This window comes from Pseudomonas sp. Choline-02u-1 (genome assembly GCF_002836515.1).
Taxonomy (GTDB): Bacteria; Pseudomonadota; Gammaproteobacteria; order Pseudomonadales; family Pseudomonadaceae; genus Aquipseudomonas.
In genome coordinates this window covers 241,777-262,933 of the sequence record NZ_PJBC01000067.1, presented here as the reverse complement: position 1 = coordinate 262,933, position 21,157 = coordinate 241,777, and the positions used below count along the sequence as shown (strand labels likewise).

The 21,157-nt window shown below is 60.6% G+C and carries 24 protein-coding genes and 1 pseudogene; 9 read left to right on the top strand and 16 right to left on the bottom strand.

The window, feature by feature from the left end; genetic code table 11:
• Nucleotides 1-654: 654 nt before the first annotated feature.
• On the bottom strand, nt 655-1,425 hold the full coding sequence (locus CXF97_RS27580; protein WP_101162638.1) for an alpha/beta hydrolase: 771 nt from the start codon (nt 1,423-1,425) through the stop codon (nt 655-657).
• A gap of 111 nt (nt 1,426-1,536) precedes the next feature.
• Between CXF97_RS27580 and CXF97_RS27575 the strand changes: the two genes are divergently transcribed.
• Nucleotides 1,537-2,496, top strand: a complete 960-nt coding sequence (locus tag CXF97_RS27575; protein ID WP_178081247.1) for an aldo/keto reductase — start codon at nt 1,537-1,539, stop codon at nt 2,494-2,496.
• 6 nt (nt 2,497-2,502) lie between these two features.
• Here CXF97_RS27575 and CXF97_RS27570 read toward each other — a convergent pair whose 3' ends face one another.
• Entirely contained in the window at nt 2,503-3,396 is an 894-nt protein-coding gene (locus CXF97_RS27570; protein ID WP_101162637.1) for a LysR family transcriptional regulator, read from the bottom strand.
• A 96-nt stretch (nt 3,397-3,492) separates the two neighbouring features.
• Between CXF97_RS27570 and CXF97_RS27565 the strand changes: the two genes are divergently transcribed.
• The gene (locus CXF97_RS27565; RefSeq protein ID WP_101162636.1) at nt 3,493-3,963 is read left to right on the top strand and encodes a cupin domain-containing protein; all 471 of its coding nucleotides are present in this window, start codon (nt 3,493-3,495) and stop codon (nt 3,961-3,963) included.
• Nucleotides 3,964-4,085: 122 nt separating this feature from the next.
• Here CXF97_RS27565 and paoC read toward each other — a convergent pair whose 3' ends face one another.
• The 4 genes from paoC to CXF97_RS27545 form a co-directional block, all read right to left on the bottom strand.
• A complete protein-coding gene (gene paoC, locus CXF97_RS27560; RefSeq protein WP_101162635.1) occupies nt 4,086-6,284 on the bottom strand; it encodes an aldehyde oxidoreductase molybdenum-binding subunit PaoC in 2,199 nt (732 codons plus the stop codon).
• The gene (locus CXF97_RS27555) at nt 6,281-7,237 is read right to left on the bottom strand and encodes a xanthine dehydrogenase family protein subunit M (protein WP_101162634.1); all 957 of its coding nucleotides are present in this window, start codon (nt 7,235-7,237) and stop codon (nt 6,281-6,283) included. Before CXF97_RS27555 ends, paoC begins: the two co-directional genes overlap by 4 nt.
• The gene (gene paoA, locus CXF97_RS27550; protein ID WP_101162633.1) at nt 7,234-7,857 is read right to left on the bottom strand and encodes an aldehyde dehydrogenase iron-sulfur subunit PaoA; all 624 of its coding nucleotides are present in this window, start codon (nt 7,855-7,857) and stop codon (nt 7,234-7,236) included. Before paoA ends, CXF97_RS27555 begins: the two co-directional genes overlap by 4 nt.
• A gap of 268 nt (nt 7,858-8,125) precedes the next feature.
• Nucleotides 8,126-9,880 carry an L-lactate permease gene (locus CXF97_RS27545; RefSeq protein ID WP_101162632.1) on the bottom strand — a complete coding sequence of 585 codons (1,755 nt, stop codon included), beginning with the start codon at nt 9,878-9,880 and terminating at the stop codon, nt 8,126-8,128.
• 246 nt (nt 9,881-10,126) lie between these two features.
• Between CXF97_RS27545 and CXF97_RS27540 the strand changes: the two genes are divergently transcribed.
• Complete coding sequence (locus CXF97_RS27540) at nt 10,127-10,333, top strand: hypothetical protein (protein WP_016775135.1); 207 nt, start codon at nt 10,127-10,129, stop codon at nt 10,331-10,333.
• Nucleotides 10,334-10,377: 44 nt separating this feature from the next.
• Here CXF97_RS27540 and CXF97_RS27535 read toward each other — a convergent pair whose 3' ends face one another.
• A complete protein-coding gene (locus tag CXF97_RS27535; RefSeq protein ID WP_101162631.1) occupies nt 10,378-10,659 on the bottom strand; it encodes a hypothetical protein in 282 nt (93 codons plus the stop codon).
• A 480-nt stretch (nt 10,660-11,139) separates the two neighbouring features.
• Here CXF97_RS27535 and CXF97_RS27530 point away from each other — a divergent pair, with 480 nt between their 5' ends.
• Nucleotides 11,140-12,222: a hypothetical protein gene (locus CXF97_RS27530; protein ID WP_101162630.1), complete on the top strand. Its 1,083-nt coding sequence runs from the start codon at nt 11,140-11,142 to the stop codon at nt 12,220-12,222.
• A gap of 112 nt (nt 12,223-12,334) precedes the next feature.
• Here the strand turns inward: CXF97_RS27530 and CXF97_RS27525 are convergent, their stop codons facing one another.
• From CXF97_RS27525 to CXF97_RS27495, 7 genes are all read right to left on the bottom strand, one after another.
• Nucleotides 12,335-13,336 (bottom strand): glutathione S-transferase family protein, encoded by a 1,002-nt coding sequence (locus CXF97_RS27525; RefSeq protein ID WP_101162629.1) that lies wholly within the window; start codon nt 13,334-13,336, stop codon nt 12,335-12,337.
• Between the two features lie 92 nt (nt 13,337-13,428).
• On the bottom strand, nt 13,429-14,430 hold the full coding sequence (locus tag CXF97_RS27520) for a glycosyl transferase family protein (protein WP_101162628.1): 1,002 nt from the start codon (nt 14,428-14,430) through the stop codon (nt 13,429-13,431).
• Nucleotides 14,427-14,762: a TusE/DsrC/DsvC family sulfur relay protein gene (locus CXF97_RS27515; protein ID WP_101162627.1), complete on the bottom strand. Its 336-nt coding sequence runs from the start codon at nt 14,760-14,762 to the stop codon at nt 14,427-14,429. Before CXF97_RS27515 ends, CXF97_RS27520 begins: the two co-directional genes overlap by 4 nt.
• Nucleotides 14,759-15,052, bottom strand: coding sequence for a sulfurtransferase complex subunit TusB (gene tusB, locus CXF97_RS27510; protein WP_101162626.1), 294 nt, complete (start codon nt 15,050-15,052; stop codon nt 14,759-14,761). The genes CXF97_RS27515 and tusB overlap by 4 nt, the downstream gene beginning before the upstream one ends.
• Nucleotides 15,052-15,408 (bottom strand): sulfurtransferase complex subunit TusC, encoded by a 357-nt coding sequence (gene tusC / locus CXF97_RS27505; protein ID WP_101162625.1) that lies wholly within the window; start codon nt 15,406-15,408, stop codon nt 15,052-15,054. The genes tusB and tusC overlap by 1 nt, the downstream gene beginning before the upstream one ends.
• A gap of 1 nt (nt 15,409) precedes the next feature.
• Complete coding sequence (gene tusD, locus CXF97_RS27500; protein WP_101162707.1) at nt 15,410-15,802, bottom strand: sulfurtransferase complex subunit TusD; 393 nt, start codon at nt 15,800-15,802, stop codon at nt 15,410-15,412.
• A gap of 161 nt (nt 15,803-15,963) precedes the next feature.
• A complete protein-coding gene (locus CXF97_RS27495; protein ID WP_101162624.1) occupies nt 15,964-16,296 on the bottom strand; it encodes a DUF6388 family protein in 333 nt (110 codons plus the stop codon).
• Nucleotides 16,297-16,429: 133 nt separating this feature from the next.
• On the opposite strand from CXF97_RS27495, the gene CXF97_RS27490 reads away from it, so the two are divergent.
• Nucleotides 16,430-16,780 carry a hypothetical protein gene (locus CXF97_RS27490; RefSeq protein ID WP_101162623.1) on the top strand — a complete coding sequence of 117 codons (351 nt, stop codon included), beginning with the start codon at nt 16,430-16,432 and terminating at the stop codon, nt 16,778-16,780.
• A gap of 103 nt (nt 16,781-16,883) precedes the next feature.
• On the opposite strand, the gene CXF97_RS27485 is transcribed toward CXF97_RS27490, so the two are convergent.
• Nucleotides 16,884-17,309 (bottom strand): N-acetyltransferase, encoded by a 426-nt coding sequence (locus CXF97_RS27485; RefSeq protein ID WP_101162622.1) that lies wholly within the window; start codon nt 17,307-17,309, stop codon nt 16,884-16,886.
• A gap of 151 nt (nt 17,310-17,460) precedes the next feature.
• On the opposite strand from CXF97_RS27485, the gene CXF97_RS27480 reads away from it, so the two are divergent.
• The 3 genes and pseudogenes from CXF97_RS27480 to CXF97_RS27470 all read left to right on the top strand — a co-directional run bounded on the left by CXF97_RS27480 (nt 17,461) and on the right by CXF97_RS27470 (nt 18,676).
• On the top strand, nt 17,461-17,898 hold the full coding sequence (locus tag CXF97_RS27480) for a hemerythrin domain-containing protein (protein ID WP_101162621.1): 438 nt from the start codon (nt 17,461-17,463) through the stop codon (nt 17,896-17,898).
• A 16-nt stretch (nt 17,899-17,914) separates the two neighbouring features.
• Nucleotides 17,915-17,989: pseudogene (locus tag CXF97_RS27475) on the top strand (chitin-binding protein); the annotation flags it as partial.
• A gap of 99 nt (nt 17,990-18,088) precedes the next feature.
• Nucleotides 18,089-18,676: an NUDIX domain-containing protein gene (locus CXF97_RS27470; RefSeq protein ID WP_101162620.1), complete on the top strand. Its 588-nt coding sequence runs from the start codon at nt 18,089-18,091 to the stop codon at nt 18,674-18,676.
• Between the two features lie 71 nt (nt 18,677-18,747).
• On the opposite strand, the gene CXF97_RS27465 is transcribed toward CXF97_RS27470, so the two are convergent.
• Nucleotides 18,748-19,263 carry a methylated-DNA--[protein]-cysteine S-methyltransferase gene (locus CXF97_RS27465; RefSeq protein WP_101162619.1) on the bottom strand — a complete coding sequence of 172 codons (516 nt, stop codon included), beginning with the start codon at nt 19,261-19,263 and terminating at the stop codon, nt 18,748-18,750.
• 150 nt (nt 19,264-19,413) lie between these two features.
• Here CXF97_RS27465 and ggt point away from each other — a divergent pair, with 150 nt between their 5' ends.
• Nucleotides 19,414-21,141 carry a gamma-glutamyltransferase gene (ggt, locus tag CXF97_RS27460; protein ID WP_101162618.1) on the top strand — a complete coding sequence of 576 codons (1,728 nt, stop codon included), beginning with the start codon at nt 19,414-19,416 and terminating at the stop codon, nt 21,139-21,141.
• Nucleotides 21,142-21,157: the final 16 nt, after the last annotated feature.

The following is a 21,157-nucleotide window of genomic DNA, read 5'->3' as shown; positions in this document are numbered from 1 at the left end:
CGCCGCTTTCGTGAGCAAGCCCACTCCCACAGGTTTTTCGGCTGCACCCGGATCCCCGGCAATCCACAAATCTCCTGTGGGAGCGGGCTTGCTCGCGAAGGCAGTGTGTCAGATACAGATTTTTGACCTGACCCGCCGCTTTCGTGAGCAAGCCCACTCCCACAGGTATTTCGGCTGCACCCAGATCCCCGCCAACCCACAAATCACCTGTGGGAGCGGGCTTGTTTGCGAAGGCAGTGTGTCAGATACAGATTTTTGACCTGCCCCGCCGCTTTCGTGAGCAAGCCCAGTCCCACAGGTATTTCGGCTGCACCCAGATCCCCGCCAACCCACAAATCTCCTGTGGGAGCGGGCTTGCTCGCGAAGGCAGTGTGTCAGATACAGATTTTTGACCTGACCCGCCGCTTTCGTGAGCAAGCCCACTCCCACAGGTTTTTCGGCTGCACCCAGATTCCGCCAACCCACAAATCACTTGTGGGAGCGGGCTTGCTCGCGAAGGCAGTGTGTCAGATACAGATTTTTGACCTGACCCGCCGCTTTCGTGAGCAAGCCCACTCCCACAAGTTTTCGGCTGCACCCGGATCCCCGCCAACCCACAAATCTCCTGTGGGAACGGGCTTGTTCGCGAAGGCGGCCGCGTGATCGCTACATCCCTCAGCGATTCAACACATCCTCTATCCACCGCAGATATTCCTCACGCTCGGATATCGAGTTATGCCCCGAGTCCGGCACCACCTTCAGCGTCGCCACGCCCGCAGGAAAACTCTCGAACAGCAGCTGCGTGCTGCTGCGTCCAATCACTTCGTCATGACTCGCCGCCAATAACAGCGTCGGCACGCGAAGGTGCGCCGCGTATTTGCCCGATTCGAATCGATCCTTGAGCAACCATTTCACCGGCACCCAAGGGTATTGCCGGGCGGCGATTTCTTCGAGACTGTTGAACGGCGTCACCAGGATCAGCTTGTGCACCGGCCGCTGACTGGCCAGGCGCACCGCCACGCCCGAGCCGAGGCTGCGGCCGATCACCGCAATCTGTGGATGGCTGGCGTAGACCTGATCGAACAACGCCAGCGCATCTTCGGCAATCGCGGCTTCCGAAGGCGAGCCGGTGCTGCCACCGAAGCCCCGGTAATGCAGGAAATACAGCGCATAGTCAGGAAACGCATCAGTGAACTCCGGCAGATTGCGCGAGACGTCCTCGGCATTGCCGCCAAAATAGATCAGCGCCCGTGATCCGCTGCGTTCTCGCGCAGTCACCCACACGTCAGCGTCCGGCATCGACAGTTTCAATCGCGAATCTGCTGAAACCACCGCGGCAGGCTGGGGAAACCAAATCAGCGAACGCTGAAACACGAACAGCGCGGCGCACAGCACCAGGTACACGGCAATGATGAAAACGACGAGTGACATCAGGGTTCGGGACATTCGGCTACTTTTAACGGAGTGTGGAGGTGGCTGTGGCAGTGTAGTTCAGCGAGTGCGCCTGCCAGCCTGCGCACACACCATGCAACAGATCCGCGCAGCAGGAGGATCCGCATGCGCCACACTGAAGGTTATACCCGTCGCCGCTTGCTGACCCTGGCTGCCGAGGCTGCGGTGGTGTTGACGATTGATCGGGCGTTGGCCAGCGGTACACCGCCGGCCATCACTGCGCCACACGCGGCAGGAGACCAGACCATGCAGACCCGCGCCATCCCTTCCAGCTCCGAGTCGCTGCCCATGGTCGGGTTGGGCACCTATCGCGGTTTCGACGCTGCACCGGGCGACCCGGTTTACCGACAATTACCCGCCGTACTCGAAGCGCTGTTCAGGAAGGGCGGCACGCTGATCGACAGCTCACCGATGTACGGCCGCGCCGAGCAGACCACCGGTGAACTGTTGTCGATCCACGAACCGCGATCGCCGGCCTTTCTCGCCACCAAGGTATGGACTCGCGGACGCGAGGAGGGCATCGCGCAGATGGAGGAGTCGTTCAGCCTGCTGCAGACAGAGCGCATCGACCTGATGCAGATTCACAACCTGCTCGACTGGCAAACCCACCTGCCGACACTGCGCGAATGGCGAGAGCAGGGGCGGATTCGCTACATCGGCATCACTCATTACACCCCGTCGGCGTATGACGAGGTCGAAGCGGTGTTGAAGGCCGAGAAGCTTGATTTTCTGCAGATCAACTACGCCCTCGATGACCGTGGCGTGGAAAAGCGCATCCTGCCTCTGTGCCGCGAACGCGGTGTGGCAGTGATCTGTAATCGACCTTTTGGCGGCGGCGACCTGCTCAACAGGCTCAAGGGCAAGCCACTGCCGGCCTGGGTCTCGGATGTGCAGGTCCACAGTTGGCCGCAACTGGCACTGAAGTTTCTCCTGGCACATCCGGCGGTGACTTGCGTGATTCCGGGGACGAGCAATCCGCGCTACATGGCTGAGAACGCCGGAGCTGGATTTGGGCCGATGCTGACCGATGCGCAGCGGCATCAGCTGATTGCGTTGCTGGGCTGAACCGGATCAACCGCGATAGCGCAACGCTTCCAGCAACAACGCAAACGCCGGCGCTGCCTGGCGTCGGCTCGGGTAGTACAGGTGATAACCGGAAAACGTCGGGCACCAATCGGCCAGCACCTGGACCAGGCGGCCGTCGGCCAGAAAGGGCGCAGCAACGTTTTCCGGAATGTAACTCAGACCAAAACCGTCCAGCGCGGCGTCGAGCAACGGGTACACGCCGCTCAGCGTGACTTGTCCGCAGACGCGAACCTTCAGGCTTTCTCCCTCCTTTTCGAATTCCCACGCATACAGTCCACCATTAGTGGGCAGGCGCAGGTTATTGCAGGCATGGTTGGTCAGATCGCGCGGGGTCTGCGGCGTACCGCGCCGGGCAAAATAAGCGGGCGACCCGACTACGACCATGCGCATGTCCGGGCCGATGCGCGTGGCGATCATCCCTTGTGCCACGTCCTCGCCCAGACGCACCCCGGCATCGAAGCCCTGGCCGGCGATGTCGACGAAACCGTAATCACAGCAGACTTCGACGGCGACATCCGGGTACTGCGGCAGGAACGCTTGCAACACCGGGCGCAGGATCCAGTTCAACGAGTGGTCAGTGGCACTGATGCGAATCTTCCCGGCCGGGGTTTCACGCAGGTTGCTCAGGGCGGCCAGTTCCCCTTCGATTTCATCGAAGCGCGGACCGATGGTTTGCAGCAAGTGTTCGCCGGCCTCGGTCGGCGACACGCTGCGCGTGGTGCGGGTCAGCAGGCGCAGGCCGAGTCGCGCCTCGAGGCTACGAATGGTGTGGCTGAGCGCCGACTGCGAAACACCGAGCTTGGCGGCGGCCTTGGTGAAACTGCGTTCACGGGCAACGGCGAGGAAGGCGAGCAGGTCGGCTGCATTTTCCCGAAGCATTGATGATTGTCCTGCATAAGTTTTTTTGGATTCTAGTCGATTATCCGAAGAGTGCTGACCGCTACAGTGAGCCATTATTTATCCGGAGGAACCGCTATGAACCCGATTGCTGCTTCCGCACTGGCCCTGTCGCTACTGACTGGCGAGGTGCAGGCCACCGAAAAACCGCGTGTCACCGTTACGCCGAATGGCTCCCAGCCCTCGGCCAAGGGGCCGGCTGAGTGGTTCACCGGCACGGTGCGAGTGGATGCCCCGTTCAAGGGCACCGACGAGGGGCGCGTCAGTGGCGCCACCGTAACGTTCGAGCCGGGCGCGAGAACGGCATGGCATACCCATCCGCTGGGGCAGACATTAATCGTGACTTCGGGAGCTGGGTTCGTACAGGAATGGGGCCAGCCGGTTCGTGAAATCCGTCCGGGCGATACCGTGTGGATAGCCCCGGGCGCCAAGCATTGGCACGGCGCGGCGCCGACGACGGCGATGAGTCACATCGCGATTGCGGAAGTGCTGGATGGCAAGGTCGTGGACTGGATGGAGCAGGTCAGTGATGAGCAATATCCGCGCTAAGCAAAACACCCTGTAGGAGCTGTCGAGTGCAACGAGGCTGCGATCTTTTGATCTTGCTTTGGAGATCAAGAGATCGCAGCCTGCGGCAGCTCCTACAGGAGTGTTTTTACGGCGACGTTTCTTCAGATCATCTCGGGCAACGAATCAAGAATCTTGTCCAGCGTAATCGGATACTCACGCACCCTCGCGCCGGTGGCGTTATAAATTGCATTCGCCACCGCCGCACTCACGCCGCAAATCCCCAATTCACCCACGCCTTTGGCCTTCATTGGCGATGAGATCGGGTCAGTTTCTTCGAGGAAGATCACTTCCTGATGCGGAATGTCGGCGTGCACCGGCACTTCGTATCCAGCCAGGTCATGGTTGACGAAAAAGCCCAGACGCTTGTCCACCGCCAGCTCTTCCATCAATGCCGCGCCGACGCCCATGGTCATCGCGCCGATGACCTGACTGCGCGCCGACGTCGGGTTGAGAATTCGCCCGGCAGCGCACACCGCGAGCATGCGCCGCACCCGGACTTCGCCGGTGGCGGCATCGACGGCCACTTCGACGAAGTGCGCGCCAAACGTTGATTGTTGATACTTCTCGGCCAGATCGCCGAATTCGATGCTGTCCTCGCCGACCAATGCGCCGCCTTCAGCCGCGTTGCGCAGCGGCAGGCTCTTGTTGCCGATGCGCACCTGACCATCGACAAACTCGGCCTGATCCGCCGCCAGCCCGAGCTTGGCGGCGACCGCTTCGCGCAGTTTCACGCAGGCGGCATACACGCCGGCGGTCGAGCAGTTGCCGCCGAACTGGCCGCCGGAGCCGGCCGACACCGGGAAGTCCGAATCGCCCAGACGCACCACCACATCATCCAGGCCGACGCCCATCATCTCGGCAGCGGTCTGCGCGATGATCGTGTAGCTGCCGGTGCCGATGTCGGTCATGTCGGTTTCGACGATCACCTTGCCGTCGCGCTCCAGGCGTACACGGGCGCCGGATTTGACCAGCAGGTTGTTGCGAAACGCCGCCGCGACGCCCATGCCGATCAGCCAACGACCTTCACGGCGGGTGCCCGGCTGCGCGTTGCGCTGATCCCAGCCAAATTTCTCCGCCCCGAGCTGTAGACATTTGACCAGTTGACGCTGAGAGAACGGCCGCTCGGTTTTCACCGGATCGACCTGAGTGTCATTGACGATGCGGAACAGCACCGGGTCCATTTTCAGTTGTTCGGCCATTTCGTCCATGGCGATTTCCAGCACCATCAGGCCCGGCGCTTCGCCCGGTGCGCGCATGGCGTTGCCTTCGGGCAGGTCGAGCGGGGCCAGCCGCATGCTGACGCGGCGATTTTCTGCGGCGTACAACAATTGACTGGGTTGCGCGGCCAATTCGACCTTGCCGTCGGCGAGGTTGCCCGACCAGCCCTCGTGGGCGATGGCGGTCAGCTTGCCATCGGGCGTGGCGCCCATGCGGATGCGCTGAATCGTTGCCGGGCGGTGGGTGGTGTTGTTAGCCATTTGCGGGCGGGCGAGGGCGACTTTTACCGGCCGACCCGCCATGCGCGCACCGAGGGCCGCGAGGATCACATCAGCGCGAATGAACAGTTTGCCGCCGAAACCGCCGCCGATGTACGGCGAGACCAGGCGAACGTTCTCCTTCGGCAGGCCAAGGGTTTTTGCAATGTCGCCGACACTCCAGGCGACCATCTGATTCGACGTCCACACGGTCAGTTGGTCGCCTTTCCACGCAGCCAGTGTCGCGTGCGGTTCCATCATCGCGTGGGACTGATCCGGGGTGGTGTAGGTCTGGTCGAACTGCACCGGTGCGGCGGCCAATGCCTTGTCGAAATCACCGTGATTGACGTCGGGCAGCTCGTCTTTCGGCTCGACGCCGAGGTCTTTGACGCTGGCCAGATCGAACTTGCCCTCGAGGGTTTCGTAATCGACCTTGACCAACTGCGCGGCAGCGCGGGCCTGTTCGAAGGTCTCGGCAACCACCAATGCGACGGCTTGCTGGTAATGCTGCACCTCGGGACCGGCGAGCAGATGCGCGGCGTTGTAATCACCTTTATCGAGTTTGCCGGCGTTCTCGGCAGTGACGATCGCCAACACACCGGGGGCAGCTTTGGCCTCGCCCAGATGGATGGCTTTGATTCGTCCTTTGGCGATTGCCGAATCAACCATGAAACCGTAGGCCTGATTGGCCGCCGCTTCATGTTGCTCATAGGCATAGGTCGCCTGGCCGCTGGTTTTCAACGGGCCTTCGATGCGCTCGGTAGGCTGGCCAACGACCTTCAGACGATCGATGGGGTTGGTGGTGGCGGGCGTGTCGAATTTCATGCGGTTTCCCTCGCTTGCGCCAACACCGAGGCCAGCGTGCGCTCGACCAGTGTCAGTTTGAATTGGTTGTCATCGGTAGGTGTCGCGCCTTCGAGCAGGCGTTCGCTGACCGCTTTGGCGCCCTTGGGCAGCAGCGCTTCTGCGGCTTCGACCCGCCACGGTTTCGGCGCAACGCCGCCGACGGCGACGCGGCCGGTGCCATCCTTTTGCAAGATCAAACCGACCGAAACCAGCGCGAAGGCGTAAGACGAGCGATCGCGGACCTTGTGATAAATGTGCGTGCCGCCGACTGGCGCGGGCAGGGTCACGGCGGTGATGAATTCACCGGGCGTGAGACTGGTTTCGATGTGCGGCGTGTTGCCCGGCAATTGATGGAAATCCGCCATGGCGATGCTGCGCTTGCTGCCGTCAGGTTTGACCGTTTCGATCTGCGCATCCAGCGCGCGCATGGCAATGGCCATGTCGCTCGGGTGGGTGGCGATGCAAGCGTCGCTGACGCCGATGATCCCCAGCTGCCGGGTGACGCCGCCGATCGCCGCGCAGCCACTGCCGGGGTTGCGTTTGTTGCAGGCCTGGTGGGTGTCGTAAAAGTAGGGGCAACGGGTGCGTTGCAGCAGGTTGCCAGCGGTGGTCGCCATGTTGCGCAGCTGCCCGGAAGCCCCGGCGAGCAAGGCGCGGGAGAGCAGGGCGTAGTCCTTGCGCACCCGCACGTCGGCGGCCAGATCGGTGTTGCGCACCAGCGCGCCGATGCGTAATCCCCCTTCGGGCGTGGCTTCGATCTGGTCCAGGCCCAAGTGGTTGACGTCGATCAGGTGCACTGGGGTTTCGATGTCGAGTTTCATCAGGTCGAGCAGGTTGGTGCCGCCGGCGATGAACTTGGCGCCTTCGACTTGCGCAGCCTGGGAAGCGGCTGCGGCAGGCGAGTCGGCGCGGCTGTAATTGAAGGCTCTCATGCCGGCACCTCCGCGACTTCAGTGATGGCTTCGATGATGTTCGAGTAGGCACCGCAGCGGCAGATATTGCCGCTCATGCGTTCCTGCAGTTCGGCGGCGATCAGTTTGGGCGCCTCAGTCAGGCTCGGGCTGACGTGGCTGGGAATGCCATCGCGAATTTCCTTTAGCACAGCGACCGCCGAGCAGATTTGCCCCGGCGTGCAATAGCCGCATTGGTAGCCGTCGTGCTTGATGAACGCGGCCTGCATAGGGTGCAGCTTGTCGGGCATGCCGAGGCCTTCGATGGTGGTGACTTCGCTGCCTTCGTGCATCACCGCCAGGGTAAGGCAGGAGTTGATCCGCCGACCGTCGGCGATCACCGTGCACGCGCCGCACTGGCCGTGGTCGCAGCCTTTTTTGGTGCCGGTCAGGTGCAGGTGTTCGCGCAGGGCGTCGAGCAGGGTGGTGCGGGTGTCGACTTCGAGGGTTTGCGGTTTGCCGTTCACTTGCAGGGTAACTTGACTCATGGCCGGTTGCTCCAGACTGGCCGCGTAGGCCTTGAGGCTGATAAAGGGGGGCATGGCGAACGCCGTCGCGGTTACGGCGCCGAGGATCATGAAGTTGCGTCGGGAAATCGGCATGGTTCGATTCCTTGTCTCTCATCGGGCGGCAGGATTGCAAATGGCCCAAACGGGCGCGCCGGCATGCATGCCAGTCTCGTAAAAGGAGTGACCGCCGAAGAGGGGAAAAGGTTTTGTCGGATTTGCGCTAAAGAGTTATGTGCGCAGTTCATCAATCAACTCCGTGGGCGCGAGCTTGCTCGCGAAGAGGCCGGCACATTCAACTTCTTCATTGACTGAGCGTATGTCTTCGCGAGCAAGCTCTCCCACAGGGAATGGGTCTATCTGACTAATGTGAACCCACCACCATCGAGGTAAACGGCGCGACATACGCCTGCAACGTCACCAGCCCGCCGACCAGGATCGCCAGCACGATCGAGTGGAAGAACACGTAACGCAGGATCTCGCCCTCATGCCCGTACCAACGGGTCGCAGTGGAAGCGACGACGATCGACTGCGCATCGACCATTTTGCCCATCACCCCACCGGAACTGTTCGCCGCCGCCATCAGCACCGGGCTGATACCAAGTTGTTCCGAGGTCACCCGTTGCAAGCCGCCAAACAGCACGTTCGAAGCGGTGTCCGAGCCGGTCAGCGCCACCCCCAGCCAGCCGAGCAGCGTGCCGAACATCGGATAGAAAATCCCCGTCGCCGCAAAGGCCAGGCCCATCGTCGCGTCGAGTCCCGAATAACGCGTGAGAAAGCCCAGCGCCAGCATCGCTGCAATCGTGATCAACGAAAACCGCACCACCCACAGCGTGCGCAGGTATTGCTTGATCAATTGCGGGATCGAATAACCCATCAGCAAACCGCCAACAATCGCCGCCAGCAAAATCCCGCTGCCAGTGGCGGTCAGCCAAGTGAACTTGTAAATCGCTTCCTCGGCTTTCGGCGCCCCAACCACTGGCGGCACCTTCTCGATCTGCAGGTGCAGGTTGGTGAAGGTCACTGCCGGGGCGAAGATCGGGTTGGCCTCGCGCACGGGTTTGCCTTGCGGGTCGAGCTTGGCCGATTGCGTAACCGGGTCAATCACCGGGCGCGTGTCGAACATGTTCTTGAAGCCCTGCGTGCCCCAGGCGAACACGAATAGCGTGAGAATGATCCAGGGCATCCACGCGCGCATCACGGCCGGGCGCGCCTGATCGCTGAAGGCGTCACTGGCGGTGACTGTTTCTTCATCGACTTTCGAGTTGTCGACGCGCCCGGACAGCGCCGCCGAAGTGTGGATGGTCGCCGGTTTCCACACCTTGAGGAACAGCGTCAGGCAGGCCATGGAAATCAGCGCGGCGATCACGTCCACCAGCATCGGCCCGTGGTAGTTCGACACGAGAAATTGCGGAATGGCGAAACTGACCCCGGCCACCAGAATCGCCGGCCACACTTCGAGCATCTTGCGCCATCCGGCGAAGGCCCAGATCAACCAGAACGGCACCAGCACCGAGAAGAACGGCAGCTGCCGACCGACCATCATCGACAGCTCCATCTCGTCCAGCCCGGTGACTTTGGCGAGGGTAATGATCGGTGTGCCCAGGGCGCCGAAAGCCACCGGCGCAGTGTTGGCGATCAGGGCCAGGCCCGATGCGGCCAATGGCGAGAAACCGAGGCCGATCAGGATCGCGCCAGTCACCGCCACCGGAGTGCCGAAACCCGCCGCGCCTTCAAAGAACGCACCAAAGCAGAAGGCGATCAGCAGCAGTTGCAATCGTCGATCGTCGGTGATGCGCGCGAGGGAATCCTGAAGCACTTTGAACGAGCCGTTCTCGGTGGTCAGGCGATGCAGAAAGATGATGTTGAGGACGATCCAGCCGATCGGCAGCAAGCCATTCGCCGCACCGAACAACGCCGCCGAGCCGGCCATGCCCGCCGGCATGTCGAAGGCGAAGATCGAAATCAGCAGGGCGGACGCCAGCGCCAGCAGCGCCGCCAGATGCGCCTTGACGTGAAAGAACGCCAGCGCCGCAAGCATTACCACCACCGGCACCGCAGCCATCAGCGTGGAAAGCACCGGATTGCCGAACGGGTCATAGATTTGCTGCCAGACCATGGTCCACCTCTGCTTGTTGTTATTTGAGGGTGCAGATCCATTGCATGGGGGTTGGTTGCAAGCAGTATAGGTGGCGTTACGCCGCTGTTCGGCTGCGACGAACAAGCCGACAAACGGTCAATAGTGGCCAGTGAATCAACGTGCTTTTGCCCGGTCGTATTTGCGGCTGCGCGCACTGCGTCCCGAAGACGCGGGCAGCGTGGCTATTTTCCGTCGTCAAGACCTTGGGTTTTAGGGAAGTGTTGAATGAAGCAAGCGACAACCATGCTGCTCACTGTGACCGCCGCCGTATTGCTCAGCGGCTGTATTGCGGATTTCGATGATGATCATCGGCATGGCCGGCATTACGACCGCGACCATGGCCGCTATTACGACCATGACCGGCGCTGGGACGACCGCGATGACGACCGCCGCGATGGCCGTCGTTATCACCGCGATCGCGATGATGACTGAATGAATGAAGAGGGCGTTGCCGCTAACGGAACGCCCTCTGTGCATCAGTTGAAAAAACGAGCGTTCGCCTGGACGCGGGATCGCGCAGGCACCGAGGCCTCGTGATCGAGCAAATGGGTGGCGAGTATGTCGCTCAGAAAGCGGAACTGATCGTTGAGGCCGACCACTTCATTGCTGAAATGATTGCTTGCGGCGGGCATCAGCAGATCGTCGAAGTCTTCGTTGAACACCAGCGCCTGCGCCTTGCGCGGCACGACGTGCTGTTGATAGTAGTTGCTGCCGAACACCGGGAAACTCACGGAGAGGGTGACTTGGGTGTGGACCATGATGTAAACGCCTGGTTGTGTGTCGGATGAGCTAATCGTGCCTTTGGCGAGGGAGGGGCGGAAGGCAATCGTGGCGATGGTGGATATCGACGACAGTGATGATGAACGGGATTCCCTTTGAGAGCGGGCTTGCTCGCGAACGGTATCTCAGTCGATACATGGGGTGACTGACGCACCGCTTTCGCGAGCAAGCCCGCTCCCACAGTCGATAGCTGACACTCCTCAGAGCCTTGGCAACCTCCAAACCAGCCGGTCCTGGCACGCCACCAATCCACAGCCATGCCGAAAAACCTGTGGGAGCGGGCTTGCTCGCGAAAGCGGCAGAGCAGTCAACATCGATGGCGACTGGCAAGACGCTTTCGCGAGCAAGCCCGCTCCCACATTGGTTCGCGGGGTTCTCCACTAACATCAGCCAAGCAGCCACAAGCCTCGCACCTATACTCAAATCTGCACCTCCCCAAGCCAAAGGACACCACCACCGTGAACCCTCGCGCGCTGGTCGTCGCCGCACTGTTTCTGTTTGCCGGCTGCTCCACCTCGGCCCGGGCGCCGGTAACTGCGCCGCGAGCCGTGGTGGTGTCGGCGCACACCTGGCAGCAGATCGACCGCGAAATTCTCAGCGCTTCGCAGCAAGCCACCGACCAGGTGAAGTTGTTTGCCCGTGGCTCGATGGAACATTGGCGCACTCGTATCTATCAGCAAACTGAAGAAAATTTCATCCCCTGGTTCAGCAGCTACTGGACCCAGGAATGGCTGTCGATGAAGGTCAGTTGGTACACGATCAGCGCCGGCGGCGAGCAGGACGCTTCGGCGAAACGGCTGGCGGCGTATCTGCTTGAGCAATATCAGGAAAAGGTCCTCGCACCGGTCGCAGTGGAGGTTGAACCGGACGCGATCCTGGCTCAGGCCACGGCGTTTTACGCGCAGTTGATGGCGCAACAGATGCCGCTCATCGCCCAGCGTCATGGCGTGCCGATTGCGCAGCTCAACGCACGCTTGCAGAAAATCCCTGCCATTGCCCTAGGCCCACCGCCTGCACGGGATGCTTCGCTGTTCAGGGTGATCAGCACCGAACCGCTGAACACTCTGCCGGCGTACGCCGCGCTGATCGACAAGATCCACACCGACGGCGGCACCAAAGGCATTTCCTCCACCGACGCGGCGATGGCGCCGGTGGCCAAACGCGCCAGCCAGCGCATCGAAGCGGAAATGGCCCCGCGCGGCGCCGCCAGTGCAGTGGCGGCAGCGGCGGGCAAACTGGCCGGAGCAATGATTTCGGTTGGCGTGGCCGGCATTCGCGCCATCATCCAGGCCAACGATCGCCCCGACAGCGAAGCGCTGATCCGCAGCAGCCTTGGCAACACGTTCGACAAGGCCTGGCTGAAGTTGCTGCAGAATCCGACTACGGGGGTGATGGCGGGCACGTTGCACATGGCCGGGCAGGTCGAGGGCAGTTTGGGTGCACATGAGGAGCCGCCGGTCGGGCTTGGGGCAGATGGTGTGCAATGGCGTCCGCCGCAATCGCCCAGTCAGCAGATCGAACCCCTCCTGCAGACCCGATGAAGTTTGACGGCCAGCGGATGATTTCGGCGGTTTGAAAACGCTTCCCGTACCGACCTGTGGCAGCGTGCAGTCGCAGCGCTTGCCACAGAGCCTGGAGCGCCAAGTCGAGCAATCAACGTTGACGCCAGACGCCTTTGCCGCTCAGCCGCGACCGGTCATGCGCCACAGTGAAATTCTGCTGCGGGCCCTTCGGCACCACCCCGGTCGGGTTGATGGTTTTGTGGCTGCCGTAGTAGTGATGTTTGATGTGCTGCAAATCCACCGTCTCGGCAATCCCCGGCCATTGATACAGCTCGCGCAGCCAATTGGACAGGTTCGGGTAATCGGCAATGCGCCGCAGGTTGCACTTGAAGTGCCCGTGGTACACCGCGTCGAAGCGAATCATGGTGGTGAACAGACGCACATCGGCTTCGGTCAGGTATTCGCCGCTCAGGTAGCGATTGGCGCCGAGCAACTGTTCCAGATGGTCCAGCTCAGCGAATACTTCGTCGAATGCCTGCTCGTAGGCCTGCTGCGACGTAGCGAACCCGGCGCGGTAGACACCGTTGTTCACTGCCGGATAGATCCGCTCGTTCAGTGCATCGATCTCGTTGCGTAGCGGCGCGGGGTAGAAGTCCAGGTCATTGCCGGTGAGGCCGTCGAAGGCGCTGTTGAACATGCGGATGATTTCCGCCGATTCATTACTGACGATGCGCTTGAGCTGTTTGTCCCACAGCACCGGTACCGTCACACGCCCGGTGTAGTCAGGGGTATCAGCGGTGTAGCGCTGGTGCATGAAATCGAAGCCATCGAGTTTATCGCCTGTCGAGCCGAGCCCCTTGTCGAAGGTCCAGCCATTTTCCAGCATCAGCCAGCTGACGACCGAAACGTCAATCAGGCTTTCCAGGCCTTTGAGTTTGCGCACGATGAGCGTGCGGTGTGCCCAGGGGCAGGCGAGGGAGACGTAGAGGTGATAGCGCCCGGCTTCGGCAGCGAAACCGCCGTCACCGCTGGGGCCGGGCTGGCCGTCGGCGGTTACCCAGTTGCGGCGTTGCGCTTGTTCGCGCTGGAATGCGCCGTCCTTGCTGCTTTCGTACCACTTGTCCTGCCAGTGGCCGTCGACAAGTAAACCCATGATCAAGACTCCTGAAAACCAATATTCGTTGGAGTCGAGTCTATTCCTGTGGGTTCGAACAAAAAGCGCAAAGATCGGGCGCTAATCATCGGTTAGATCGATGTGTTGCGTGTCGCCCAATACTGCTCGGCGGTTGCAAACGCCTCTTCACGCTGTTGACCGAGGCCGCGCAGGGCGAGGGCCATGGTCGCAATCAGGGCCATGTGCGGATAACTGTCGACCACGTCGCCTCGCCAAACCGCTTTCAAGTGTTCGATGTCCAGCGAGGCGGGTTTGACGTGACGTTGCGCTGACAGTTGTGGCCATTCTTCATCCCAGCTCTGGCCGCCGCTGGTGCCATACAGATGGCTGGTGGCGTCAGGGTTGATCTCGATTTCACCGCCATCGCCCTTGACCACAATGGCCGTGTCGCCGAGCAAGCCGCTCGCATCGCGATGCACCGCCTGGTAGCCCGGATGGAAAATGCTCTGCAGGCCACAACGTGCACCGAGCGGATTGAGGATTCGCGCCAGCGAGTGAATCGGCGAGCGCAGGCCCAGGGTATTGCGCAGATCGATCATCTTCTGCAACGGCGGCGCCCAGTCCATCAGCGGCATAAAGGCCAGTGCACCGTTGTCCAGCGCCGCGCCGACCTGCTGCCAGGTGCGGCACAAAGGGATATTCAGTTCGCCCAGCAGTTGTTCGCTGTACAGGCGTCCGGCCGTGTGTGCGCCGCCGCCGTGCATGAAGATGCGCACGCCGTTCTGCGCCAGGCATTTCGCCGCCAGCAGGTACCACGGCAGATGGCGCTTTTTGCCAGCGTAGGTCGGCCAGTCCAGATCGACATTCAATGCCGGCGCCTGCAAGCGTTCGCGCAGGGCTTGGGTGAACCCGGCCATTTCCTCAGCGCTTTCTTCCTTGTGCCGCAGCAACATCAGGAAAGCACCGAGCTGGGTGTCTTCAACCTGATCGTCAAGCACCATGCCCATGGCCTGGCGGGCTTCCTCGCGCGTCAGGTCGCGGGCGCCGCGCTTGCCTTTGCCGAGAATGCGCACGAATTGCGCGAACGGGTGCTCGGCGGGCGTTTCGAGGGTCAATGCAGGGAAGTCGTTCATAGGCAATTCGTCGGTTTGGGCAGGCCCGCCAGTTTCGCGGCGAGTTTGGCAGGGGTGCCTTTGAACAGTCGGTTGAGGTGCAGACTGTTGCCTTTGTCCGCGCCGAGTTTCAACGCGGTGTACCTGATCAGCGGGCGCGTGGCAGGGGACAGCTGGAATTCGTTGTAGAAGCTGCGCAGCAGCTCAAGGACTTCCCAGTGTTCGGGGGTCAACTCGATATCTTCGGCGGCGGCGAGGGCGGCGGCGACTTCAGTCGACCAATCGCTGAGGTCGACGAGAAAACCGTCCTTGTCCAGTTCGATGGCGCGGGCGCCGACGGTCAGAGAATTCATAGCCAGCTGTTGACCTTGTCATGATGGATCGACAGCTCGACGAAGGCCGGGTAGTCGACGGCTTTGGCCCAGTCCGGAACCGCAATCGCACGTGCTTGTGCGTCTTCAATCAACACAAAGAGGTTGATGGGTCGCTCTTGCAGGGCTTCGAACGGGGCTGTCTCCGGCTGCAGCGCATACACCGCATCACCGGACAACAACACAGCATCGGCGCTGCCGAGCAAGCGCAGGCAACTGCTCAGGCGATCGTCGCCGAACGGGGAATGAGACAACACATGCAAAGTCGACATCAGAGGGTGATCACCTGGTCGTAACGGTCAATAAGGGCGGTGATTTGTTCAATGGCAAGCGGCTGCGCTTCGTCCAGCGACACCTTGCCGAGGCCGCGCGCAATGGCGCTTTGCGCGCAATAGTACAGCTCTTCGACACCAAACATCGGCAGCGCCTGCAGATTGGCGCTGAGGTCTTTTTGCTGCAAGGCTTTGGCGTTTTGCCCGGCGGCCAGTTGCAGCACGCCGTCATCGAGAAACAGCACGCCAAGCGGCAGATCGAACGCGCCACCGGCCAGCACGATATCCAGCGCTTCCCGCGCGCCTGGGCCGGACCAGGGCGATTGGCGGCTGATGATCAAAAGCGATTTGGCCATGTCACGCGCCTCCGAAGCAGATGAGACGGTCAGCGTCCTGCACGGCGTCGTGCAACTGACCAAGGCCGGACAATTCCCACGGCGCGCTCAGCGAAATCGCTTCACGCTGGTAACGCTTGGCTTCCTCTTCATTCAACACGCCACGGCGCAGAGCAGCGGCGATGCAGACCACGCCATCAAGTTGCTTTTCGTTGATAAAGGCGCGCCATTGTTTGGGCAGGTCCAGCTCATCCTGCGGTGTCACCACCGCATCGGAGGCATTGAATATGCCGTCCTGATAGAAGAACAGCCGGACAATCTCGTGCCCGCCGGCCAGCGCGGCCTGGGCGAACAGCAGGGCCCGGCGCGAGGAGGGCGCATGGGCAGCAGAAAACAGCGCAATGGCGAACTTCATGGTGGACTCGATCAGCGAAACTGCGGCCATGATAAAGCTTTATTACGCCAGCCGCGAAACCCGGGTTTCACGCAGATACCTTTGTTGGAGCTGCCGAAGGCTGCGATCTTTTGATCTTGAAGAGCAAAATCAAAAGATCGCAGCCTTCGGCAGCTCCTGCATCAATTCGGAGTAATGCCGTAGAGATCGCAATACTCGATCCAGTCCATCCCCGCCATTTCCGCGACTTCCCGATGCACCTCAAGCCGTTGCGCCTGATAGTCCTCTGGCGATTCAGCGGTTAGCTGCAGCGTCAGCTCCCAGGCAAACAATCCCTGGCTTTCCGCCTCAGCCTCAAATGCTTCGTGCAAGCGCTCTTCGCGATACTGCGCCTGGGTTTCGCCCTTGGCCTGGGCCAGCAGCGGGTTGAGATGATCGAGGGTTTCACGCAATTCGGGTCGCGCCTCGAGAAACAGTTTCAGAGCCTGTTCATGTCGCTGGTCGCTAGGCGCCATGTAATTTCCTTGTGTGACGGATGACGGTAGGGTGCCGCAGCTGCTCGCGCGTGTCGCGCATAAAAACAGTAAAGCAGAACGATTTGCCGCGTTGCGGTGCTACAGTCCGCTTTTTTCACGATGAGCAAATGCAATGCGAATGCTGATGGTAGCGCTGGCGGCGGCCTTGTTGGCCGGGTGCGCCGGTTCGGTGATGAACGATGCTCGCACCAAGAGCCCTGACAAGGTCCTGACCTCCGACAAACCCGAAAAAGACGTCGCCCGCTGTGTGCAATTCGCCTGGCAGGACGAAGCGGTGTTCGGCGTCGACGCGGCAGCCTATCTGGAATCGCGCAAGTCTGGCGGCACGACGGTTTACACGCGTTCGGCGGAGTCGTTTGTCGATGTGATCACCGAAGCGTCGGGCACGACGTTGAATTATTACGCGCAGCAAAATGATTTCGTCGCGATGCGGCGGATGGCCGCGATGGCGACCTGCCTCTGATTTTGCGTCGAAATGGCCAGTATTTTCGACAGGAGGCTCGCTCCCACATTGGAACGAAGTTCGACTTGTGGGAACGAGCTTGCTCGCGAAGACGGCGGCACATTCAATCGATCAGGCGCTTCTGAAAGTAGTGCCGCTTGTGCCCTGGTGGGTAATCAACGATTTCCCCAAACTGGCTGAAACCCAGCTTCTTGTAAAATTCCGGCGCCTGAAAATCGAAGGTGTCGAGCCAGAGGCCGTAGCAATTCTTTTCCTTGGCCAGGGCTTGCGCTTGAGCCATCAATTTCGAGCCGATCCCCTGTCCGCGACACTGTTCCGGCACTGACAGCAGTTCGATGAACATCCAGCGAAAAATCATTCGTCCATACAAGCCGCCCAATATCGCGCCATTTTCGTCTTTGACCATCAAGGCGAACGGCTCGGATTTCGAGCCGCCGGTTTGTGCATCGTTGTACTCGATCAGCGGCTGCAGAATGGCCCGCCGCTGTTCCTCGGTAGGGTTCTGCGTCAACTCGATGCGCAAATTCATGCATGACTTCCTTGTGTAATCGGATCGCCAGCCTAACGCGTCCGGGCAAGCGCCTCCAAGCCCTTCGACCAAACAAGCGGAACCGTCGATCAAGCGCTGGGGTCTAGGCTTTATCGCGTCTTGCCCTGAGCGCGATTGATGAGGAAATCCCGTGAATATTTTTGAAGCCCTGCGCGAAAGCCACGAGCGCCAGCGCACTTACGCCAAAGCTCTGATCGCGACCAGCGGTGACAGCCCTGAGCGGGTCGAGGCCTACAAGCAGCTCAAAGCAGAACTGCAAGCGCATGAAACCGCCGAAGAGCGGCACTTCTACATCCCGTTGATGGAAATCGACGAAGGCGTTGATCTGAGCCGCCACGCCATCGCCGAGCACCACGAAATGGACGAGATGATGGAAGAACTCGACGAGACGGAAATGTCCAGTCCGGCCTGGCTGGCCACAGCGAAAAAACTTTCGGACAAGGTTCATCACCACCTCGAAGAAGAAGAGCACAAGTTCTTCCAGATGGCCGGCAAGCTGCTCGACGACAAACAGAAAACACAGCTCGCCGGACAGTACGAAAAGGAGTATCAGGCGCAATTGTCTTGATCGGCCAAGGGCAGCACGTCATGTGCTGATGTGGATCGTCGCCAACACCGGCAACGCGTTTTACCAGGCCTTCGACGTCGACTTCCAGTAACAGCGGCGACTGAACCAGCCCGGTAGCGCTGCCGGGCTTTTTTTGTCGGTGCATTTGTTCGACCATTGCGGTCCAACCATGAAGACAGGATCAGACGCGATGTCCAACACAGCCGCACGGGTCAACATCGTCGACACTCAGGTGTTGTCCCACGATTGGTATCTGCTGAAGAAAATCACTTTTGATTACCACCGCAACAACGGCGAGTGGCAACGCCAGACCCGTGAGGTCTACGACCGGGGCAACGGCGCGGCGATTCTGCTGTTCAACCGCGAAAAGCGCACGGTGGTATTGACCCGCCAATTCCGCTTGCCGGTGTTCGTCAACGGCCACGATGGACTGCTGATCGAAGTGGCGGCGGGACTGTTGGAAGGTGCCGCACCTGAACAGCGCATTCGTGACGAAGCCGAGGAGGAAACCGGTTACCGCGTGCACGACGTGAAGAAAGTATTCGAGGCGTACATGAGCCCCGGTTCGGTGACCGAAAAGTTGCACTTCTTTATCGCCGAATACGATGCCGCCTCCAAGGTCAGCGACGGTGGCGGCCTGGAAGAGGAAACCGAAGAACTGGAAGTGCTCGAATGGAGATTCGATGAGGCGCTGGCAGCGTTTCAGCGCGGCGAAATCTGCGATGCCAAGACCATCATGCTGTTGCAATACGCGGCGATGAATAACCTGTTCGGTTGATGAAAGATCGCAGGCTTTAACGCATTTTCATGTGGGAGCTGCCGAAGGCTGCGATCTTTTGATCTTTCTGCCTAGAAAAGATCGCCGGTTTTACCAATCTGCGCCCACCGGCCGCCTTCAAGTATCAGCAAGCGTTCTTTGGCTTCAAGCCCTCCGGCAAACCCGGTGAGTTTTCCCGAAGCGCCGATCACTCTATGACACGGCGCAACAATGGAAATCGGGTTGCGCCCGTTTGCGGCGCCGACCGCTCGAACCGCCGCCGGATGGCCAATCTGCAAGGCGATCTGGCTGTAGGTGCGTGTCTCGCCAAACGGAATCGTCAGAAGGGCGGCCCAGACTTTTTTCTGAAATTCGCTGCCGACAAAGTCCAGCTCGAGATCGAAGCGATTCCGTGTCCCGGCGAAATACTCTTCAAGCTGGCGCGCGGTCCGCAACAGGATCGCACTGTCCGGCGCTTCGCTCAGCGGGCCGAGCCTTACCCGATTCGGTCTGTCGTTTTCCCAGAGGATGGCCGCGAGTCGACTGCCGTTCGCGACCAGCTTCAACTCACCCACGGGCGAGGGCAAGGTGATGAACGTGTAAGACATGACGGCGACTCCGGCTCAAGGCGATGACGTGGCTCAGCATACTGGCTGAACGGGGAGGCGCGATACGCAAAGCCGACCATACTGCTTGTTGCTCCTGAAGCGTTGCCTGCGTTTGGCGCAGCCCCCAACAACAAAAAAAGAGATCGACTCATGAAGTACGAACCTTTGGCCAGATCGCTCATTGCGACCACCCTGGCGCTCAGCTGTCTCATGGCTCACGCGGCGTCAGTGGCGCCGGTTGCGGCGCAAAACGGCATGGTGGTCACCGCGCAACATCTGGCGACCCACGTGGGTGTCGATGTGTTGAAGAGCGGCGGCAATGCCGTGGATGCAGCCGTGGCCGTGGGCTATGCGCTGGCAGTGGTCTATCCGGCTGCGGGCAACCTTGGCGGCGGCGGTTTCATGACCATTCAGCTGGCGGACGGGCGCAAGACCTTCCTCGACTTCCGCGAGAAAGCGCCTTTGGCAGCAACCGCCAACATGTACCTGGACAAAGAAGGTAACGTCATTCCAGACCTGAGCACGCGCGGTCACCTGGCGGTCGGCGTACCGGGCACCGTGTCCGGTATGGAGCTGGCCCTGAGCAAATACGGCACCAAACAGCGCAAGGAGATGATTGCCCCGGCAATCAAACTGGCTGAAGACGGGTTCGAGCTGCAGCAGGGCGATGTCGAACTGTTGGAATACGCGACGGATGTGTTCAAAAAGGACATGCGCGACTCGGGCTCGATCTTCCTCAGCAACGGCGAGCCGATGCAGGTCGGGCAGAAACTGGTGCAAAAGGATCTGGCGAAAACCCTGCGGACGATTTCCGACAAGGGCGCCGACGGCTTCTACAAAGGCTGGGTTGCCGATGCCATCGTCACCTCCAGCCAGGCCAACAACGGCATCATTACTCAGGCTGACCTCGACACATACAAGACTCGCGAACTGGCTCCGGTGGAGTGCGATTATCGCGGCTACCACGTGGTCTCGGCGCCACCGCCAAGCTCCGGCGGGGTGGTGATCTGCCAGATCATGAATATTCTCGAAGGTTATCCAATGAAAGACCTGGGCTTCCATTCCGCTCAGGGTATGCATTATCAGATCGAAGCCATGCGCCATGCGTATGTTGATCGCAACAGCTATCTCGGCGATCCGGATTTCGTGAAGAATCCGATCGAGCATCTGCTGGACAAGAATTACGCGACCAAACTACGCGACGCCATCCAGCCGCAAAAGGCCGGCGTATCGGCCGAACTCAAACCCGGTGTGGCGCCCCATGAGGGCAGCAACACCACGCATTATTCGATCGTCGACAAGTGGGGCAATGCCGTTTCGGTCACCTACACCCTCAACGACTGGTTCGGCGCGGGCGTTATGGCGAGCAAGACCGGGGTGATTCTCAACGACGAAATGGACGACTTCACCTCCAAGGTCGGCGTGCCGAACATGTACGGGCTGGTTCAGGGTGAAGCGAATGCCATCGCGCCGGGCAAGGCGCCGCTGTCGTCGATGAGTCCGACCATCGTCACCAGGGACGGCAAAGTGGTGATGGTGGTCGGCACGCCGGGTGGCAGCCGGATCATCACCGCGACCTTGCTGACCATGCTTAACGTCATCGATTACGGCATGGGCCTGCAGGAAGCGGTCGACGCACCACGCTTCCATCAGCAGTGGATGCCGGAAGAAACCAACCTGGAGGATTTTGCCGCCAGCCCGGATACGAAAAAGATCCTGGAAAGCTGGGGCCACAAATTTGCCGGTCCGCAGGATCCCAACCACATTGCCGCGATTCTGGTCGGCGCGCCGTCGCTGGGTGGCAAACCGGTTGGCAAGAACCGCTTCTACGGCGCCAATGATCCACGGCGCAACACTGGCTTGTCATTGGGTTACTGAGCGGAGTAAAAAGGGG

Coding starts and splice junctions, on each gene's coding strand:
- CXF97_RS27580 (WP_101162638.1), bottom strand. CDS start 1,425: ATGTCCCGAACCCTGATGTCACTCGTCGTTTTCATCATTGCCGTGTAC.
- CXF97_RS27575 (WP_178081247.1), top strand. CDS start 1,537: ATGCGCCACACTGAAGGTTATACCCGTCGCCGCTTGCTGACCCTGGCT.
- CXF97_RS27570 (WP_101162637.1), bottom strand. CDS start 3,396: ATGCTTCGGGAAAATGCAGCCGACCTGCTCGCCTTCCTCGCCGTTGCC.
- CXF97_RS27565 (WP_101162636.1), top strand. CDS start 3,493: ATGAACCCGATTGCTGCTTCCGCACTGGCCCTGTCGCTACTGACTGGC.
- paoC (WP_101162635.1), bottom strand. CDS start 6,284: ATGAAATTCGACACGCCCGCCACCACCAACCCCATCGATCGTCTGAAG.
- CXF97_RS27555 (WP_101162634.1), bottom strand. CDS start 7,237: ATGAGAGCCTTCAATTACAGCCGCGCCGACTCGCCTGCCGCAGCCGCT.
- paoA (WP_101162633.1), bottom strand. CDS start 7,857: ATGCCGATTTCCCGACGCAACTTCATGATCCTCGGCGCCGTAACCGCG.
- CXF97_RS27545 (WP_101162632.1), bottom strand. CDS start 9,880: ATGGTCTGGCAGCAAATCTATGACCCGTTCGGCAATCCGGTGCTTTCC.
- CXF97_RS27540 (WP_016775135.1), top strand. CDS start 10,127: ATGAAGCAAGCGACAACCATGCTGCTCACTGTGACCGCCGCCGTATTG.
- CXF97_RS27535 (WP_101162631.1), bottom strand. CDS start 10,659: ATGGTCCACACCCAAGTCACCCTCTCCGTGAGTTTCCCGGTGTTCGGC.
- CXF97_RS27525 (WP_101162629.1), bottom strand. CDS start 13,336: ATGGGTTTACTTGTCGACGGCCACTGGCAGGACAAGTGGTACGAAAGC.
- CXF97_RS27520 (WP_101162628.1), bottom strand. CDS start 14,430: ATGAACGACTTCCCTGCATTGACCCTCGAAACGCCCGCCGAGCACCCG.
- CXF97_RS27515 (WP_101162627.1), bottom strand. CDS start 14,762: ATGAATTCTCTGACCGTCGGCGCCCGCGCCATCGAACTGGACAAGGAC.
- tusB (WP_101162626.1), bottom strand. CDS start 15,052: ATGTCGACTTTGCATGTGTTGTCTCATTCCCCGTTCGGCGACGATCGC.
- tusC (WP_101162625.1), bottom strand. CDS start 15,408: ATGGCCAAATCGCTTTTGATCATCAGCCGCCAATCGCCCTGGTCCGGC.
- tusD (WP_101162707.1), bottom strand. CDS start 15,802: ATGAAGTTCGCCATTGCGCTGTTTTCTGCTGCCCATGCGCCCTCCTCG.
- CXF97_RS27495 (WP_101162624.1), bottom strand. CDS start 16,296: ATGGCGCCTAGCGACCAGCGACATGAACAGGCTCTGAAACTGTTTCTC.
- CXF97_RS27490 (WP_101162623.1), top strand. CDS start 16,430: ATGCGAATGCTGATGGTAGCGCTGGCGGCGGCCTTGTTGGCCGGGTGC.
- CXF97_RS27485 (WP_101162622.1), bottom strand. CDS start 17,309: ATGAATTTGCGCATCGAGTTGACGCAGAACCCTACCGAGGAACAGCGG.
- CXF97_RS27470 (WP_101162620.1), top strand. CDS start 18,089: ATGTCCAACACAGCCGCACGGGTCAACATCGTCGACACTCAGGTGTTG.
- CXF97_RS27465 (WP_101162619.1), bottom strand. CDS start 19,263: ATGTCTTACACGTTCATCACCTTGCCCTCGCCCGTGGGTGAGTTGAAG.
- ggt (WP_101162618.1), top strand. CDS start 19,414: ATGAAGTACGAACCTTTGGCCAGATCGCTCATTGCGACCACCCTGGCG.